At 73.8% G+C, this 17,377-nt stretch carries 15 protein-coding genes; 8 read left to right on the top strand and 7 right to left on the bottom strand.

Features of this window, described 5'->3' with window-relative positions:
• Positions 1-568: 568 nt before the first annotated feature.
• A complete protein-coding gene (locus OG295_RS07110; RefSeq protein ID WP_371676103.1) occupies positions 569-1,555 on the bottom strand; it encodes a helix-turn-helix domain-containing protein in 987 nt (328 codons plus the stop codon).
• 212 nt (positions 1,556-1,767) lie between these two features.
• Here OG295_RS07110 and OG295_RS07105 point away from each other — a divergent pair, with 212 nt between their 5' ends.
• Complete coding sequence (locus OG295_RS07105; protein WP_371676102.1) at positions 1,768-2,355, top strand: hypothetical protein; 588 nt, start codon at positions 1,768-1,770, stop codon at positions 2,353-2,355.
• Positions 2,356-2,472: 117 nt separating this feature from the next.
• Here OG295_RS07105 and treY read toward each other — a convergent pair whose 3' ends face one another.
• Positions 2,473-4,743, bottom strand: a complete 2,271-nt coding sequence (treY, locus tag OG295_RS07100) for a malto-oligosyltrehalose synthase (RefSeq protein ID WP_371681126.1) — start codon at positions 4,741-4,743, stop codon at positions 2,473-2,475.
• Between the two features lie 88 nt (positions 4,744-4,831).
• Between treY and OG295_RS07095 the strand changes: the two genes are divergently transcribed.
• A complete protein-coding gene (locus tag OG295_RS07095) occupies positions 4,832-6,181 on the top strand; it encodes an MFS transporter (protein WP_371676101.1) in 1,350 nt (449 codons plus the stop codon).
• Here the strand turns inward: OG295_RS07095 and glgX are convergent.
• Positions 6,166-8,280 (bottom strand): glycogen debranching protein GlgX, encoded by a 2,115-nt coding sequence (gene glgX, locus OG295_RS07090; RefSeq protein WP_371676100.1) that lies wholly within the window; start codon positions 8,278-8,280, stop codon positions 6,166-6,168. The genes OG295_RS07095 and glgX overlap by 16 nt on opposite strands.
• Before the next feature lie 294 nt (positions 8,281-8,574).
• Between glgX and OG295_RS07085 the strand changes: the two genes are divergently transcribed.
• Positions 8,575-9,837, top strand: coding sequence for an SAV2148 family HEPN domain-containing protein (locus OG295_RS07085; protein ID WP_371676099.1), 1,263 nt, complete (start codon positions 8,575-8,577; stop codon positions 9,835-9,837).
• A gap of 158 nt (positions 9,838-9,995) precedes the next feature.
• A complete protein-coding gene (locus OG295_RS07080) occupies positions 9,996-10,709 on the top strand; it encodes a 3'-5' exonuclease (protein ID WP_371676098.1) in 714 nt (237 codons plus the stop codon).
• Between the two features lie 40 nt (positions 10,710-10,749).
• Here the strand turns inward: OG295_RS07080 and OG295_RS07075 are convergent, their stop codons facing one another.
• Entirely contained in the window at positions 10,750-11,376 is a 627-nt protein-coding gene (locus OG295_RS07075; protein ID WP_371676097.1) for a hypothetical protein, read from the bottom strand.
• Positions 11,377-11,397: 21 nt separating this feature from the next.
• Positions 11,398-12,249, bottom strand: a complete 852-nt coding sequence (locus OG295_RS07070) for a phosphotransferase enzyme family protein (protein ID WP_371676096.1) — start codon at positions 12,247-12,249, stop codon at positions 11,398-11,400.
• Positions 12,250-12,428: 179 nt separating this feature from the next.
• Between OG295_RS07070 and mgt the strand changes: the two genes are divergently transcribed.
• Together mgt and OG295_RS07060 are read left to right on the top strand one after the other, a co-directional pair.
• Positions 12,429-13,655 carry a macrolide-inactivating glycosyltransferase gene (mgt, locus tag OG295_RS07065; RefSeq protein ID WP_371676095.1) on the top strand — a complete coding sequence of 409 codons (1,227 nt, stop codon included), beginning with the start codon at positions 12,429-12,431 and terminating at the stop codon, positions 13,653-13,655.
• Positions 13,652-14,203, top strand: coding sequence for a DUF1697 domain-containing protein (locus OG295_RS07060; RefSeq protein ID WP_371676094.1), 552 nt, complete (start codon positions 13,652-13,654; stop codon positions 14,201-14,203). The genes mgt and OG295_RS07060 overlap by 4 nt, the downstream gene beginning before the upstream one ends.
• A 39-nt stretch (positions 14,204-14,242) precedes the next feature.
• Here OG295_RS07060 and OG295_RS07055 read toward each other — a convergent pair whose 3' ends face one another.
• The gene (locus OG295_RS07055; protein ID WP_371676093.1) at positions 14,243-15,199 is read right to left on the bottom strand and encodes an NADP-dependent oxidoreductase; all 957 of its coding nucleotides are present in this window, start codon (positions 15,197-15,199) and stop codon (positions 14,243-14,245) included.
• A gap of 138 nt (positions 15,200-15,337) precedes the next feature.
• On the opposite strand from OG295_RS07055, the gene OG295_RS07050 reads away from it, so the two are divergent.
• Positions 15,338-15,934, top strand: coding sequence for a TetR/AcrR family transcriptional regulator (locus tag OG295_RS07050; protein ID WP_371676092.1), 597 nt, complete (start codon positions 15,338-15,340; stop codon positions 15,932-15,934).
• A 151-nt stretch (positions 15,935-16,085) separates the two neighbouring features.
• Complete coding sequence (locus tag OG295_RS07045) at positions 16,086-16,493, top strand: PPOX class F420-dependent oxidoreductase (protein ID WP_371676091.1); 408 nt, start codon at positions 16,086-16,088, stop codon at positions 16,491-16,493.
• 4 nt (positions 16,494-16,497) lie between these two features.
• Here OG295_RS07045 and OG295_RS07040 read toward each other — a convergent pair whose 3' ends face one another.
• Positions 16,498-17,349 carry an aldo/keto reductase gene (locus OG295_RS07040; RefSeq protein ID WP_371676090.1) on the bottom strand — a complete coding sequence of 284 codons (852 nt, stop codon included), beginning with the start codon at positions 17,347-17,349 and terminating at the stop codon, positions 16,498-16,500.
• Positions 17,350-17,377 lie beyond the last annotated feature (28 nt).

Below are 17,377 nucleotides of genomic sequence, written 5' to 3'. Positions count from 1 at the left end.
GTTTCCGGCGGAGTTCACCAGGTGCCATGGCACGGCATGATCGAGCCGGGCGCGTGGGGCGGGGCGAGGACACTCCCGTACAACGGCATTCCGTCCCCACGGCCACCCGGACGGGTCCGGGGCGGCTTCAGCCGGCTTCAGCCGGTGGATGAGGCCCAGGGCTTGCTCCTGGTGAGTGGGTTGTCTCCGTCAAGAGATAGACCCGGCGACGCCCGCGGACCCGCCACCGTGCCGGAACCCGCCTCTACTGCGCGGCACGACGAGGCCGCTGCTCGGTGGAGGGGTGGCGGGACCCTGGCCGGCCCGGATCAGAGTGGGTTTGGGGGGTTCCCGTCAGTCTCATCGTCTCCCCGTGACGGGCCGGCCCGTCACGGAAATCCGAACACCGACGGGAACCCCCCAAAAGAACGGTCCACGGGGAAGTGAGGGAGGGGCGGGTCCCTCAGAGATGCGAGTCCCGTCTCCGGCCAAGCCGCCAATCCGGCCCCGTGTGCGTGTCGGCGCAAGGCCCGGGGCGAACCAGACCGCCCGACACGACGACCAGAGCGCCCGGCAGGGCACAGGCGACTCACTGACAGGTGTGTCCGGCACCGTGCAACAGCGCCAGGCGGCGGTAGTCGCTGGGCGGCATGCCGTACGCGCGGCGGAAGGCCCGGCTGAAGTCCGCCGGGTGGCGGAAGCCCCAGCGCGCCGCGATCTCGCCGATCTTGGAGTGGCCGAGCCTCGGGTCGGCGAGGTCGGCCCGGCTGCGTTCGAGGCGGAGCCTGCGGATCGTGGCGGCGACGGTCTCCGGCTCCTCGCGGAAGAGCGAATGGAGCAGCCGTACGGATATGTGGTGGTGGGCGGCGATGGAGTCCGGGCCCAGCCGCAGGTCGGGCAGGTTGTGGTCGACGAAGGCCCGGATCCGGGCCAGCAGGGCCTGACGGCGGGTCTCGGCGGGCAGCGCGCCGGGGCCGCCGGACTGCACGGCGAGATAAGCGGCGCACAGATCGATGCCGACGGCGCCGAGGCGGGACAGCTCGGCGGGGTCGGAGTGCTCGGCGTGGGTGCGCAGCCCGGTCAGGTACGAGGCGAGCAGGGTGCCCGAGACGGTGCCGGTGGCGAGCCGGGTGCCGAGGAGCCGGTCGGCGTGGTTCTGGGGCAGCGCCAGGGTGCTCCGGGGCACCCGCAGCAGGGAGACGCGCGAGAGTCGGCCCTCGTCGAGAAACTCGCAGCTCAAAGGGTGCGAGGAGTCGAAGAGCGCCATGTCGCCGGCGCGGAGCAGGGCGTTGTTGCGGTTCTGCTCCAAGCCGACCGGGCTGCCGTGGACGAGGAAGAGGAAGTAGTTCTCCGGGTCCGCGCGCCGGATGTGCCCCGGGCCGCGCCGGGCGGACATCGGTGAGAAGGCGAACCCGGACAGGTCGGTATGGATGAGGTCGAGCGCCGTCGCCGTGCCACGGAAGTGCTCGATGTGCGGGCTGGTGATGGAGACCGGCATCACGAGGTCGCCGACCATGCCCGCCCACGACTCGAAACCGTTCCGCGCGCGGACGCTGACCGTCTGTGTACCTGTCACGAAGCCCCCGCCCCACGGTGATGTGTACACGTCCATAGTTGGCCGTCGGCGGGCCGTCGGGATAGCGCGGCGTCGGCCAACTCCCGCTCGTTCGCGGCCTGTCTGCGCTCGGTGCGCAGTCAATCTGCGCTCCGTGTCATCGACGCCGGCCGATGCCTCCCACACAGTGGTGGCCGGCACGGTGCCGAAGTGTGAAGCAGAGAGGCAACGCAGTGACGAAGCACGGAATCTTACGGTCCAACGGGCTGGGCAAGGTCCTCGCCGCCCTTGTCATGGCACTCCTGGCGCTCATGGCCGCACCGGGCGCCGCCGGAGCCGCCGACGGGGCGCGCGCGGACTTCGCGGCGCAGGCCGCGAGCGCCGGCCTGAACGCCGCCCAGGCCAAGAGCCTGCAGGAGCGGGTCGACGGCTACCTGGCGAGCACCAAGGGCACCCAGATCGGCGCCAACAAGATCGCCCTGCCCGGCGGTGAGCTGCTGCTCGCGCTGCCCGGCGAGCAGAAGGCTCGCGACCTCGGTGGAGCGGCGGTCCCGGGCGACACGGTGGGCGGCTGCCGCTACTCGTACGTGTGCGCCTACATGTACGAGAACTACACGGGTGACCGGCTCGACATGTTCACCTGCAACCACCTGTTCCGCATCACGTGGAACACGACCGGCTCGTGGATCAACAACCAGCGCTCGAACCTGTACGCGAGGTTCTACTCCCAGGACCAGGTCGTCCGCTGGACCTCGCCCGGCGGGCTCAGCTACGACCCCGCGGCCGACTGGCGCTGGGTCTGGTACGTGAGCCCCTGCTGACCCACCGGTCCACGCCCAACCCCGCAGCAGCCGCTTTCCGTCCTCGCAGGGGGAGGCCGAAGGGGACTCGGGCGAGCCGCCCGAGTCCCCGACGGGCACCCGGCGCCGGCCCCGCGTCTATCCCACCCGGACCAGGGCCGTGGCCGGCAGGCCGGTCAGGAGCTTCGCCAGCTCCACCCGTCCCTCGTGAGTGCCCCCGGTCGGAGTCCCGTGGACAGGGCGCCACCGGCCCGGGGGCAGGATCAGGGTGGTGCCGCTCCAGCCGCCCGATTCCGCCAGGCGGTGGGAGAGCCGGGTGGCCACCGCGACGAGGTCGGCCGAGCGGGCGAAGGCCACGCAGTGGTCGGCCGCCGGGCCGGAGGCCGTCAGGGGGGTGTAGCCGGAGAACAGCGCGGGCCGGTCGCGGCGCAGCCGGAGCAGGGCCGCCGTCAGCGCGAGCTTCTCCGCCGCGAGGCCGTGCGGGGCGGTGCCTGCGTCGAGGGCGGCCAGGGCCCCGCGCGGGAACGCCGCCGGGCGGCGGTTGTCCGGGTCCACCAGCGCCCGGTACTCGGTCTCGGAGCCCTGGTAGACCTCCGGCACCCCCGGCATCGCCAGGTGCAGCAGGGTCATGCCCAGGACGTTGGCGCGGGCCGCCTCCGTCAGGTGCCCGGGAAGCCCCGCCGCCTCCCCGGGTACCAGGTCCGCGATGCCGGCCTCGTACTCCTCGTCGGGGTCGGTCCAGGACGTCCGCAGCCCCGACTCCCGGGCGGCCTTCAGCAGGGCCGCCTCCAGCCGGGGCCCCCGGTCGGGGACGTCTCCGAGGCCGAGCGCGCTCTGCCGGGCCACCCACCCCAGCTGCGGGTCCCCGGAGCTGCCCGCACCCGCATCCGCACCCCCCATCTCCCCCGGAGCCTGTGACAGGGCCGCGATCCGGGCCCGTACGTCCGCGCTGCGCTTCGTGTCGTGCGTGGACAGCACCGTCCCCGTGGCGGGCCAGTCCCGTTCCAGCTCCGCGCAGTACGCGTGGAACTCCGCGACCGACACCGCCGGAGCGCCCGGCTCGCCGCCGACCTCGGTGGCCGACAGGAGCGGGGCCCAGCGGTAGAAGGCGCGGTCCTCCAGGGACTTGGCCCGCAGGGCGGCGGAGGTCTGGGCGAAGCGGGCCCCGAAGGCCGGGTCCCGCAGCACGAGTTCGCGTACCCCGTCCAGGCCGGACACCGCCACCGCCGCCACCTCGGCCACCTCCCCGCCCGGGTAGGGCCGGTACACCGGGTAGCCGATCAGCAACTCGCGCACCGCGGGGGCGAGTTCCGGTCCCGCCCGGCGTTCCAGCAGGGCCAGCTCGGCGGCCAGGTCGCCGGTCAGCACCTCCCGCGCCGCCTCGGCGGCGGTCGCCTCCCAGGAGGGCAGGCCGGTGGTGCCGGCGTAGGCGCGGGCGAGTTCCGCCGTGCCCGCCGGGTCGGCGAACAGTCCGTCGATGCGGTGCAGGGCGTCGTAGCCGGTCGTGCCCGCCACCGGCCAGCCGGGAGGCAGCCGCTCCTGGCGGGCCAGGATCTTCTCCACCACCACCCAGCAGTCCCCGCCCACCGCCGCCCGCAGCCGCCGCAGGTACCCCTCGGGGTCCGCCAGTCCGTCCACGTGGTCGACGCGCAGCCCCTGGAGCACCCCGTCGCGCACCAGCTCCAGCACCTTGGAGTGGGTGGCGGAGAAGACCCCGGGGTCCTCGACCCGCACCCCGATCAGGTCCGAAATGGTGAAGAAGCGGCGGTAGTTCAACGCGGTGCGGGCCTCCCGCCAGCAGGCGACCCGGTACCACTGCGCGGCCAGCAGCTCCGGCAGGGGCAGCCCGGCCGTGCCGGCCCGCAGGGGGAACTCCCGTTCGGTGTCACCCTCCCCGTACCGCAGCACCTCCCCGCCCGCGTCGACGCGGAAGCCGTCGGCCCGCGGCGGCTCCCCGAGCACCGGCAGCAGCAGCCGTCCGCCCCCCGCCTCCCAGTCGATGTCGAACCAGCGCGCGTACGGGGAGCGCGGCCCTTCCCTCAGCACCTCCCACAGCGGCCGGTTCAGGCGCAGCGGGTCCGGGACCGCCATGTGGTTCGGCACGATGTCCAGGACCAGCCCCAGCCCGTGCGCCCGGGCCGTCGCGGCCAGCGCCCGCAGGCCCTCCTCCCCGCCCAGCTCGGCCCGTACCCGGGTGTGGTCGGTGACGTCGTACCCGTGCGCCGACCCCGGCACCGCCTCCAGCGCGGGGGAGAGGTGCAGGTGTGACACGCCCAGCGAGGCGAGGTACGGTACGGCTGCTCCGGCCGCGGCGAACGGGAACGCGGGGCCCAGTTGGAGACGGTAGGTCGACGCGGGAGTGACGGGTTTCGGAACGTCAGATTCCGATTGACTGCTTGAATACTGCATGGTCATGAGAACGTACGTACCCAGCCCACGCGATTCCGTGCCATGACCCAATGCATCCGGGTGACTGCGTCGCGTTAAGGTCGATCAAGTGGTTGGAACCGTCAAGACCTATCGAAAAGTCATCGCCCTGACCGGGCCCCTGCTCCCGCTCCTCTCCTTCTTCGCCCGTCTGCCCGTCGCGATGTCCCAGTTCGGGAGCGTCCTGCTGGTCGCCGAGACCAGCGGCTCCCTCGCCACCGCCGGCATCGTCGGTGGCACCCTCTCGGCCGGCCAGGTGGTCTTCGGACCCGTCCTCGGCCGGCTCGCCGACCGCCACGGGCAGCGGCCCGTCGTCCTCTGTGCCGCCGCGGTCAACGCGGTGGCCACCGCCGGCCTCGTCGCCGGGGCCCTCGGCGGCCTCGCGACCGTCCCGCTCGCCGCGATCGGCGCCGTCACCGGCGCCTCCGTCCCGCTGATCGGGCCGCTCGCCCGGACCCGCTCCGTCGCGCTCGCGCACCGGGCGAAGTCCGACGAGAGCGTCGTGGGCGCCGTCCACTCGCTGGAGGGCACCCTCGACGAGATCTCCTTCGTCTTCGGCCCGGCCCTCGTCGGGCTCGCCGCGCTCGTCGCCCACCCGGCCGTCGCCCTCGGCGGCGCGGCCACGCTGGTCGCCGTGTTCGGGGCCGCGTACGCCCTGCACCCGACCGCCGCCGTCACGGCCGGGTCGCCCGCGCGGGAGCGGGGAGCGCGGGCGCGGGTCCGCCGGCCCGGGGTGGTCCACGCCGTCCGCGGCTCCCTCGCCCTCCAGGGCGCCATGTTCGGCGCCTGCCAGGCCGGCATCGCCTCGCTCACCGCGCAGTTGGGGGTACCCGGCCAGGCCGGGGTCGTCTACGCCATGATGGGCGTCGTCAGTGCCGTCACGGGCCTCGCGCTCGGCGCGCTGCCCGCCCGCTTCGGGCTGCGGATGCGCTGGAGGGCGGCCACCGGCGCCGCCCTGGTGCTCTCGACGCCCCTGCTGTTCACCGACGGCCTCTTGCCGCTGTACGTGGTCGTCACCGTTCTCGGCGCCGCCTACGCCCCGCACCTGATCACCGCCTTCGCGCTGACCGAACGCGTGGTCGAGCCGGCCCGGCTCGCCGAGTTGATGGCCTTCGCGGCGAGCTCCCTGGTGGCCGGACAGGCCGCCGCGCTGGCCGTCTCGGGACGGCTCGCCGAGGCCTACGGCCCCGCCGGGGCCTTCGCCGTGGCCGTGGGGGCGGCCGCGCTGTGCCTGGCGCTCGCGCTGGTCACCACGGTGCCCTCGGCCCGTCCGGAAGCGGCCGGGCCCTTCATCCCGGCCCAGCAGAGCACCTCGCCCTCCGACGTGTCCGGCCCCCGCGACACCACCGCCGGAGCCGCCGCGCCGACCGCCCCCGGAGCAGCCGCCCCCGGCGCGGGCGGCACCTACGCCGGGCGCTGAAGCACGACCAGGCACCGTCCCGTCAGGGCCACCCGGTCCCCGGCCGCGAACTGCGGCCCGGTATCGGGTGGCAGCACCTCCGCGCGCGCCGTGTCCACGACCAGCCGCCACCGTGCCCCGTGGCCCGCCGGGATGGTGAAGTCCTGCGGATCGGCGCCCGCGTTGAACATCAGCAGGAACGAATCGTCCGTGATCCGCTCCCCGCGCGAGCCCGGCTCGGAGATCGCCTCGCCGTTGAGGAACACGGTCAGCGCCCGTGCGTGCTGCGCCTGCCAGTCCCGGGCCCGCATCTCCTCACCGTGCGGGGTGAACCAGGCGATGTCGGAGAGTTCGTCGTGCGTGCCCTCCACCGGCCGCCCGTGGAAGAACCGGCGCCGCCGGAACACCGGGTGGTCCCGGCGCAGCCAGACCATCCGCCGGGTGAACTCCAGCAGCGCGGGCGGCGGTTTGCCCGGCTCGGGCCAGGTCACCCAGGACAGCTCGTTGTCCTGGCAGTAGGCGTTGTTGTTGCCGTCCTGCGAGCGCGCGAACTCGTCGCCGTGGCTGAGCATCGGCACGCCCTGGGACAGCATCAGGGTGGCGGTGAGGTTGCGCATCTGCCGTGCGCGCAGCTCCAGGATCTCCGGGTCCTCGGTCGGCCCCTCGATCCCGCAGTTCCAGGACCGGTTGTGCGTCTCGCCGTCCCGATTGCCCTCGCGGTTGGCCTCGTTGTGCTTCTCGTCGTACGAGACCAGGTCGTTCAGGGTGAAGCCGTCGTGGCAGGTGGTGAAGTTGATCGAGGCCAGCGGGCGCCGCCCGTCGTCCTGGTAGAGGTCCGAGGAGCCCGTCAGCCGGCCCGCGAACTCCGCGAGCGTGCGCGGCTGCCCGCGCCACAGGTCCCGTACGGTGTCGCGGTACTTGCCGTTCCACTCGGTCCACAGCGGCGGGAAGTTGCCCACCTGGTAGCCGCCCTCGCCCAGGTCCCAGGGCTCGGCGATCAGTTTCACCTGGCTGACCACCGGGTCCTGCTGCACCAGGTCGAAGAACGAGGACAGCCGGTCGACCTCGTGGAACTGCCGGGCCAGGGTGGCCGCGAGGTCGAAGCGGAAGCCGTCCACGTGCATCTCGGTGACCCAGTACCGCAGCGAGTCCATGATCAGTTGGAGTACGTGCGGGGACCGCATCAGCAGCGAGTTCCCGGTGCCGGTGGTGTCCGTGTAGTGCCGGGGGTCCTCGGCCAGCCGGTAGTACGAGGCGTTGTCCAGACCCCGGAAGGACAGCGTCGGGCCCAGGTGGTTGCCCTCGGCGGTGTGGTTGTAGACCACGTCCAGGATCACCTCGATCCCGGCCTCGTGCAGCGCCCGGACCGCCGACTTGAACTCCAGCACCTGCTGGCCCCGGTCGCCCGAGGCGTAGCCGTTGTGCGGGGCGAAGAAGCCGATGGTGTTGTAGCCCCAGTAGTTGCTCAGCCCGTCGTTGACCAGGCGGTGGTCGTTGACGAACTGGTGCACCGGCATCAGCTCCAGCGCCGTCACGCCGAGCTTGGTCAGGTGCCCGATGACCGCCGGGTGCGCGAGGGCCCCGTAGGTGCCCCGCAGCTCCTCCGGCAGGTCCGGGTGACGCATGGTCAGGCCCTTGACGTGCGCCTCGTAGAGGACGGTGTGGTGGTACTCATGGCGCGGCGGGCGGTCGTTGGCCCAGTCGAAGTACGGGTTCACCACGACCGAACTCATGGTGTGCGGGGCCGAGTCGAGGTCGTTGCGTGAGTCGGGCCGGCCGAAGTGGTAGCCGTAGACCTGCTCGCCCCAGCCGATCCTGCCGCTGATGGCCCGCGCGTACGGGTCGAGCAGCAGCTTCGCCGCGTTGCAGCGCAGGCCGCGCTCGGGCTCGTACGGTCCGTGCACCCGGAACCCGTACCGCTGGCCGGGCATCACCCCGGGCAGGTAGGCGTGCCGCACGAAGGCGTCCGTCTCGCGCAGCTCGACGGCGGTCTCCGAGCCGTCGTCGTGCAGCAGGCACAGTTCGATGCGCCGTGCGGCCTCGGAGTAGACCGCGAAGTTGGTGCCGGCGCCGTCATAGGTGGCACCCAGTGGATACGCCTGTCCCGGCCAGACCTGCATAGACAACGCTCTTCCCATCTTGGTCCGGCTGATCCGGCGTCGATCACGTCAATGCCAGATCTTCCCCGAAAGAGGGGCCGCACGCGTGGACTTGCGATGCTCCTGACGGGTGACCCGGAGAGCTGATATGCGGGTCAGCCGACTGTCCGGGCATCACATAATGAGTCAACGGGGGCCCGGAGAGCGGGGCGTGGAACCGTCCCGGCGTCCTTCGGGCTGCGTCGGGTCGCGCGCGCGGAGTACCCTTCCGTGATCACTGGAGACGGGCGTCCAGACGCAGAAGGCGGTGCACGGGTGAGCTCGGGAGGTCTGGAGCTGCCCCCTGGTGACGGCGGTCACGAGGGTGGCCCGGCGGATGCACCGGGGGGCGCGGCCGGGACGTTCGCGGCCGGGGCGGTGTCGCTGGCCCCGCCGTCGGCCGGGGACGACGTACGGGCCGGCGCCGAGCTGGACTGGGGCGCTGACGCGTGGAGCGAGGTCCGTACGCGGGCCCAGCGCGCGGGCCGCGCGTACATCTGGCTGAATCTCATCGAACAGCGGTTGAGGTCGGTGGTGGGCGCCGTGCTGCGGCCCGTCTACGAGCCGGTGCACGGCGGGGACGACTGGGTGGTCGCCGCCGCCGGGCCGGCCGGGCAGGAATGGGTGCAGCGGGCGGTGGCGGTCCGCGAGGTCAGCCGGCGCAAGGGCTACCTCCTCGACTCCGCCGACGACAACGTGCTGAGCTTCCTGACGCTGCCGCAGCTGCGGGAGCTGATGGTCCAGCACTGGCCCTGCTTCGAGCCGTACTTCGACGACCGGCGCGAGATCGAGCTGGCCTTGGACGAGCTGGAGGTCACCCGCAACGTGGTCTCCCGCAACCGGGCGCTGTCACGGCCGGTGCTGGAGCAGGCGGAGCGCGCCTCGGCGCGCCTCCTGGAGGTGCTGGGGGCCGGGGCGGGCAGCCCGACGGCGGACCGGCTGCCGATCGACGCGGTGGAGGACCTGGTCGGCGACCGGTACGCGGACGTCATCTCGGTCCACCCGGACCGGGTGCGGCTCCAGCGGATGCTTCCGGCGGAGGACCTGTTCGGGGGCGCGCGGCGGCTCGACGCCATCGGGATAGGCCTGAACCTGCTGGTGCAGAACTTCTCGGGCCGCCGGCTGGTCCGGCTCACGGAGGCGGGCTGCCGGGTGCGGCTGCTGTTCCTGAACCCGGCGAGCAGCGCGGTCAAGCGGCGCGAGCGGGAGCTCGGGCTGCGCAAGGGCGAGCTGAGCCGGTCGGTGGAGATGAACATCCTGCACGTGCGCCGGGTGCGGGCCGGCCTGAAGGACCCGTCGCGCTTCGACATCCACGTCTTCGACGAGACCCCGCGCTTCACCGCCTACCTGGTGGAGGGCGAGTCCTCGGGGATCGCGGTGGTCCAGTCGTACCTGCGGCGGGCCCGGGGCATGGAGGCACCGGTGCTGGTCCTGCGCGGGGGCGGGCGGGGCGGGCGGAAGGATTCCGAACACGGGCTCTTCCCGACCTACCGGGAGGAGTTCGAATCGGTCTGGGAGGACTCCCGGCCGGTGTCCTGACGGCGTCCCGCCGACCCGGCGGCGGCCCCGCCCTCCGGTGTGTCAGTGCCCCGTGGCAGGCTGAAACGCGTTGACCGATACACGGGGGAGGGGCGCGTCATGGAGGCGTGGCACGGGGGAACACGGTTCGAGGCCGGCGCCGGAACGGCGGCCGGGTGATGAGCTGGATCAGCGGGCCGCTGGTGGCCTTCGACCTGGAGACGACGGGGACCGACGTCGAGACCGACCGCATCGTGACGGCGGCGGTGGTGCGGCTGGGGCCGGACGGGGCCGTCTCGGGGGAGCGGACCTGGCTGCTCGACCCGGGGGTGCGGATACCCGAGCAGGCGTCCGCGATCCACGGCATCTCGACGGAGCACGCACGTGCGCACGGGGTGCCGGCCGCCGAGGCCGTCGAGGAGATCGTGCGGGCCGTGGCCGACGGGCTGGGCGCGGGGCGTCCGCTGGTGGTGATGAACGCGCGCTACGACCTCTCCCTGCTCGACCGCGAGTGCCGGAGGTACGGGGTCGCGTCGCTCAGCGAGCGGCTGGGCGGTGTACCGTCGCCCGTCATCGATCCGCTGGTGATCGACAAGCATGTGGACAAGTACCGCAAGGGCAAGCGGGCCCTGCACGCCCTGTGCGCTCACTACGGGGTCGCCCTCGACGACGCGCACAACGCCAGGGCGGACGCGGTGGCCGCGGCCCGGGTGGTGCGGCGGCTGGGGGAGACGCACCGGCCCGTCGGGCTGATGCCCCTGGCCGACCTGCAGGCCCTCCAGGTCCGGGCGGCGGCCGAGCAGTCCGTCTCCCTCCAGGCCTACCTGCGGCGCACCACGGACCCGGCGGCGGTCGTCGAGCCGGCCTGGCCGCTGATCCCGCGGCGCGGCTGACCGGGCCGTCCGGGAGGAGTCCCCCCGGGGGCGTCCGTCTTCAGTCCCGGTCGTCGGCGGGGTCGAGGTACTGGATGTGGAGGCCGCGGAAGTGGATGCCGCAGTCGACCTCGCGGCAGTAGTGGCCGTGCCGGGCGGTGGTGCGGGGGTGCGCCGGGCCGCTGCGGGCCACGTCGCGGAAGAGCTCGGCGTTGTGGCGGAACAGCGGGGCGCTGCCGGTCAGGAACAGGGTCTCGGCGTGGATGTGCTGGTGGAAGCGGTCGCGGTCGTCGGCGTGCCGGGGGTGCGTCCCGTCCGTCTCCTCCCGCTGCCGCGGGAGGCGCAGGTCCACCGTGCGGGGCCGGCCCGGTCCGAGCCGTGCGCGCAGCCGCTTCCAGTGCGCGGGGGCGAACCGGAGCGAGTGGTGCAGCAGGACCAGGTCGAGGGCACGGTCCCCGGGCGTCCGGCCCCCGGCCGTGCGCAGGGGCAGGTGGAACAGGGTGCGCGGTGAGGAGGCGGCCAGGGTCCACAGCCCGGCCATCAGCCGGGCGGCCTCCTGGTCGAGGTAGGCGTTCAGGTACCAGGAGTCGTCGAAGAGTTCCGCGTGGGCCGGGGGGTTCGCCGGGCGGACCACCCTGAAGGACTCCCGGCCCGAGCGCGCGTCGTGGACGGTGAGGTGCAGTTTCACGAGTGAGTTGATACGGCAGGGCTAGAAGGGATGCCAGCGCGTTTCCGCGTCCCCCTCGCGCAGCGAGGCCACCCTGCGGCGGAACTCGGCCAGGGCCTTGGGGTTGGACGGGGCGTGCTGGGAGACCCAGGCGCAGCTCGCCGTCTCGCGGGCGCCGCGCAGCACCGCGCACCCCTCCCACTCCCGTACGTCCCATCCGTAGGCGTCCGTGAAGGCCCGGTACGCGTCCGCGGGCAGCCCGTACCGGTCCCGGGAGAGCGCCATCACGACCAGGTCGTGCTCGCGCAGGTCGGCCGAGACGGTCTCCAGGTCCACCAGCACAGGTCCGTCGGGGCCCACGTGGACGTTGCGGGGCAGGGCGTCGCCGTGGATCGGACCGGGGGTCAGGTGCGGGGTGAGCGCGGCCACCTCGGCCGCGTAACCGTCGCGCCGGGCCCGCAGGTACGCCGCGTCCCCGGGGTCGATGGCGCCGCCGGCGAGCCGCAGCCAGCGTTCCACGCCGTCCAGCAGGTCGCGCGGGGGCAGGGCGAAGGGCGGCGCGGGCAGGGCGTGCAGCGGGCGCAGCAGGGCCGCGAGGTCCTCGGGGCCCGCTGGCCGGACCGCGTCGGGGAGCCGGTGCCACAGGGTCACCGGGTGGCCGGCCACCAGCCGGGGCGCGGGCTCGGCCGCGCGCACCGCCGGGACGCCGGCTCCGGCGAGCCAGTCGGCCACCGCCAGCTCCCGTTCGGCCCGGGGGAGCAGCCCCGCTTCGCGGCCCACCTTCACCACGAGGCCGTCGACGGCGAAGACCGCGTTCTCCCCGAAGGCGAGCAGTTCGGCGGCTCCGGTGAGGCCGGCCTCCGTCAGTACGTCCCTGGCCCGCGCCTCGTCCATGCCGTTCGTTCCGTCCTCTCGTGCCGCGCCGGACCGTGGGGATCCGGATCACCCGCGGACCATGACCGGGGGCCAGTCTCGCATTCCCGTCACGGCCCTTCGACGGGCCGCCGCCACCCGGTGGGGTGGTCCGCGGGATCCCGGTTGAGCGAGACGTTTCGTCTCGCTATGGTCGGGACATGACCTCAGCCAAGCCCGCCCACATCGCCATGTTCTCCATCGCCGCCGCGGGCCACGTGAACCCGAGCATCGAGGTGATCCGAGAACTCGTCGCCCGGGGTCACCGGGTCAGCTACGCCGTTCCCGCCTCCTTCGCCGACAAGGTCGCCGAGACCGGCGCCACCCCGGTGATCTGGAACTCCACCCTGCCCACCGAGGACGACCCCGACGCCTGGGGGACCGAGCTCATCGACCAGATCGAGCCCTTCCTGAACGACGCGGTCCAGGCGCTCCCACAGCTCGTCGCCGCCTTCGAGGGGGACGAGCCGGACCTCGTCCTGCACGACATCACCGCCTACGCGGCGATCGTCCTGGCCCACCGCTGGGGCGTCCCCGCGATCTCCCTCTCCCCGAACCTCGTGGCCTGGGACGGCTACGAGGAGGAGGTCGCGGCCCCGATGACCGCCCAACTGCGCGCCTCCGAGCGCGGAAGGGACTACTACGCGCGCTTCGGCGCCTGGCTGCGGGAAAACGGCATCGAGGAGGACCCGGACCGGTTCGTCGGCCGCCCGCCCCGCAGCATCGTCCTCATCCCGCGCGCCCTCCAGCCCCACGCCGACCGGGTCGACCCCGACGTGTACACCTTCGTCGGGGCCTGCCAGGGCGACCGCGCCGCCACTCAGGGCACCTGGCGGCGCCCTGAGGCCGCGCGGGGCAGGAAGCTGCTCCTGGTCTCCCTCGGCTCCACCTTCACCAAGCAGCCCGCCTTCTACCGGGCCTGCATCGAGGCCTTCGGCGACCTCCCCGACTGGTACGTGGTCCTCCAGATCGGGAAGTTCACGGACGAGGCCGAACTGGGGGAGGTGCCGGCCAACGTCGAAGTCCACCGCTGGGTTCCCCAGCTGGACATCCTGCGCCAGGCCGACGCCTTCGTCACCCACGCGGGCGCGGGCGGCAGCCAGGAGGGCCTCGCCACCGCCACCCCCATGGTCGCGGTCCCCCAGGCCGTCGACCAGTTCGGCAACGCCGACATGCTGGCCTCCCTCGGCGTGGCCCGCCACCTCCCGATGGAGCGGGCCGACGCCATCGCCCTGCGCGCGGCCGTCCTCGGCCTGCTGGCCGACCCCGAGGTCGCCGTGCGCGCCGAGGCCATCCGGGCCGCGATGGCCGCCGAGGGCGGGACGCGGCAGGCCGCCGACCTCGTCGACGGGGCACTGTCAGAGGCGGGGCTTAGGGTGCGCCCATGACGAAGAAGAAGTACGCGGCGCTGCTGCGCGGCATCAACGTCGGCGGGAACAAGAAGGTCCCGATGGCCGAGCTGCGCGCGGTCCTGGAGGGACTCGGCCACGGTGACGTGCAGACCTACCTGCAGAGCGGCAACGCCGTCTTCAGCAGCGGCGAGGGCGACCCGGACGCCCTCGCCCGGGGGCTGGAGGCCGCGATCGAGGGCCACTTCGGCTTCCGCGTGCCCTGCCTGGTCGTCGACGGGGAGTACCTGGCCGCCGTCGCCGGCGCCTGCCCCTTCCCGGCCGCCGAGCTGGAGGGCAGGCAGCTCCACGCGACCTTCTTCTCGGCGCAGCCCGGCCCGGAGCGCTTCGCCGCGCTGGACGGCGCCGCGTACCTCCCCGAGGAGTACCGGCTCGGGGACCGGGTCCTCTACCTCTACGCACCGGACGGCCTGGGCCGTTCCAAGCTGGCCGAGGTGCTCGCCCGCCCGGCCGTGGTCAAGGGCCTGGACGTGACCACCCGCAACTGGAACACCGTCGCCAAGCTGGTCGAACTGACCCGCCCCTGACCGCGGGCGTCCTCCGGTGCGCGCCGCCGTCCGGCCTCCCTACGCGGGAGCCACGGCGAGGACGATCTTGCCCTGGAGGTGGCCCCGCTCGGCGCGGGCGTGCGCCCGCGCGGCCCCGGCCAGCGGGAAGACCTCCTCGACGGCCACCCGCAGCGCGCCGCGGTCCGCCAGCCGGGCCAGTTCGGCCAGCTGCTCCCCGCTGGGGCGCACCTGCCAGGCGCCGGCCGTGACGCCCTGCCCGGCCGCGCGCTCCGCGTGGTACTCCCCGGGGAAGACCGCGCCGATGCGCCCGCCGGGCCGCATGGCCGGCAGGAGGCGGTGGCCTTCCGGGCCGCCCACGGCGTCGATCAGCACGTCCACCCCGCGTACGGCCTCCCCGGCGGCCGTGCGCGTGTAGTCCACGAACCGGTCGGCCCCCAGACCCAGGAGGAAGGCCTCGTGGCGCCCCGACGCCACCGCGACGACCCGGGCGGCGCCCGCGGTCCGGGCCAGCTGCACGGCGAGGTGGCCCACCCCGCCCGCCGCACCGTTGACCAGTACCGTGTCGCCCCCGCGCACCTTCACGTGCTCGAAGAGGTACTGGTACGCCGTCAGCCCCGCCATCGGCAGGGCGGCCGCCTCCGTGTGCCCCAGCGCGGCCGGCTTGCGGGCGAGGTTCCCGGCGGGGGAGACCACGTACTCGGCGTACGCCGAGGCCCGGCCGGGGAAGCGGACCAGGCCGAACACCTCGTCCCCGGCCCGCCAGCAGGTGACCCCGGCGCCCGTCTCCACGATCACGCCGGACACGTCGGAGCCCGGGGTGTACGGCAGCGGCCACTGCGGCCGGAGCGCCTCCGGCAGCACCGTGAAGCCCTGTCGCGCGTACCGGTCCACCGGGTTGACCCCGGCGGCGTGGACGCGGACCAGCACCTCGCCCGGTCCCGCCGCCGGCCGCGGCACCTCCTCGTACGCCAGCCGCTCCGGGCCGCCGAACGCGTGTACGCGTACAGCCTGCATCGTCGTCGTTCCCATGGTCTTCCCCCGACCTTCCGTGTCCGTGCACGCCAAAGAGGGCACCCCGTCCCGATAGAATCCGGAGCACTGCTCCGAATCGTAGGCGGAGCAGTGCTCCGTTTGTCAACGTCAGGAATCCCCATGCCAGATGAGCCCGCACCGCCGGGGCAGCGCGCCGACGCCCGGCGCAACCGGGAACGCATCCTCGAAGCGGCCCGCGAGGTCATAGGCGAGCAGGGCACCGACGCCTCGCTCCGCGACGTCGCCCGCCGCGCGGACGTCGGACTCGGCACGCTCTACCGGCACTTCCCGACCCGCGACACGCTCCTGGAGGCCCTCCTGCGCACCGGCTTCGGCGGCCTCGCCGCGCGGGCCGACGCCCTGGCGGACGCGGACCTGCCGCCCGAGGGGGCGCTCGCCGACTGGCTCGGCGAGTTCATCGTGTGGGCCGGCACCTTCCGGGGACTGCCGGCCTCGCTGGCGGCCACCCTCGCGGACCCGGAGTCCGCGCTGCACGCCTCGTGCCTGGGCATGCGGGAGGCGGGAGGCCGCCTGCTCCGGGCGGCCCAGGACGCCGGCCGGATCCGCCCCGACGTGGACGGCACCGACCTGTTCGCCCTGGTCAACGCCCTCAGCTGGATCACCGGCCAGGCGCCCACCCTCGCGGCCCGCCGCGCCCACCTGCTCGCCCTGGTCCTCGACGGCCTCGCCCACCCCGGGACTCGGCCGCACGGGTGAACCGTCGAAGGACTCGGTGCGGCGGGCCCGATGCGCTTGCGGGGGAAGCGGTGATTTTGCAGGCTGTCCGCTGCTGATCTTCAGCGACGGGCAGTCGGTCCGGACCCAGCCGCCGGCCGACAGCCGCAAGCCGAGGGAAGGAACCCGCCCCGTGTCCGACGCACTCTCCGACGACCTGCGGAAGGTCATCGACGACACCCCCGTCTTCGCGACCGTCGCCACCGTCCAGCCGGACGGCAGCCCGCAGCTGTCCGTCACCTGGCTCACCCGGGACGGCAACGAGCTGCTGTTCTCCACGACCGTCGGCCGCCGCAAGGAGATGAACCTCCGCAGGGACCCGCGGGTCACCGTCATGATCAACCCCGCGAACGCGCCCTACACCTACGCCGAGATCCGCGGCAGCGCCACCATGACCACGGAGGGCGGACAGGAGCTGATCGACGAGCTGTCGCGCAAGTACACGGGCAAGGACTACGCGGACTTCAACCCGGCGTCGGCCGACGACGCCGAGCGGGTCGTGGTCCGCATCACCCCCAGAAAGGTCGTCGGCTCGCTCTGAGCCGTCACACCCCGGCCACCGCGTCCAGCAGCGCGACCTCCCCCGGCGCCAGCCGGACCGAGGCCGCGGCCAGGTTCTGCGCCAGGTGGTCGGTGGAGCCGGTGCCCGGGGTCGGGCAGAGCACCGGCGAGTGGTGCAGCAGCCAGGCCAGCGCGATCTGCCCCGGAACCGCCCCGTGCGCCGCCGCCACCCCGGTGACGGCGGCCGCGCCCCCGCCGGTCAGGGCGCCGCTGCCCAGCGGGTAGTACGGCAGGAACGCGATCCCGCGCTCCTCGCACAGCGCCAGCACCTGCGCCGAGGACCGGTCCAGCAGGTTGTACGGGTTCTGCACCGCCGCCACCGGGACCGACTCGAGCGCCTCCCGCAGCTGCGGCGCGCTCACCGTGTCCAGACCGATGTGCCGGATCTTCCCCTCCTCCCGCAACCGCGCCAGCTCGCCCAGCTGTTCGGCCATCGGCACCGCCGGGTCGAAACGGTGCAGCTGGTAGAGGTCGATCCGCTCCACCCGCAGCCGCCGCAGGCTCGCCTCGCACATCCGGCGCAACTCCCCGGGCCGGCCCGCCACGTGCCACTCGTCCGGGCCGGTGCGCACCACCCCGCCCTTCGTGGCGACCACGAGCCCGTCCCCGTACGGGTGGAGGGCCTCGGCGACCAGCTCCTCGGCCAGCTCCGGCCCGTAGTTGTCGGCGGTGTCGATCAGCCGCACCCCCTGCCCGACGGCCGCGCGCAGCAGCGCCACGGCATCCGCGCGACTGCCGCGCGGCCCCCAGTAACCGGGGCCGACCAGCCCCCCGGTGCCGAGTCCGAGACGACGCAGCGGCAGGTCCCCGCCCAGGCAGAACACGGTGTCCGTCATGGCCCGACCGTAACCGCGCACGGCCCGT

The sequence above is a fragment of the Streptomyces sp. NBC_01276 genome, from assembly GCF_041435355.1.
In the GTDB taxonomy this organism is placed as follows: Bacteria; Actinomycetota; Actinomycetes; order Streptomycetales; family Streptomycetaceae; genus Streptomyces.
Note: the sequence above shows the minus strand (reverse complement) of the source record. Positions and strands in the feature narration are given on the sequence as shown.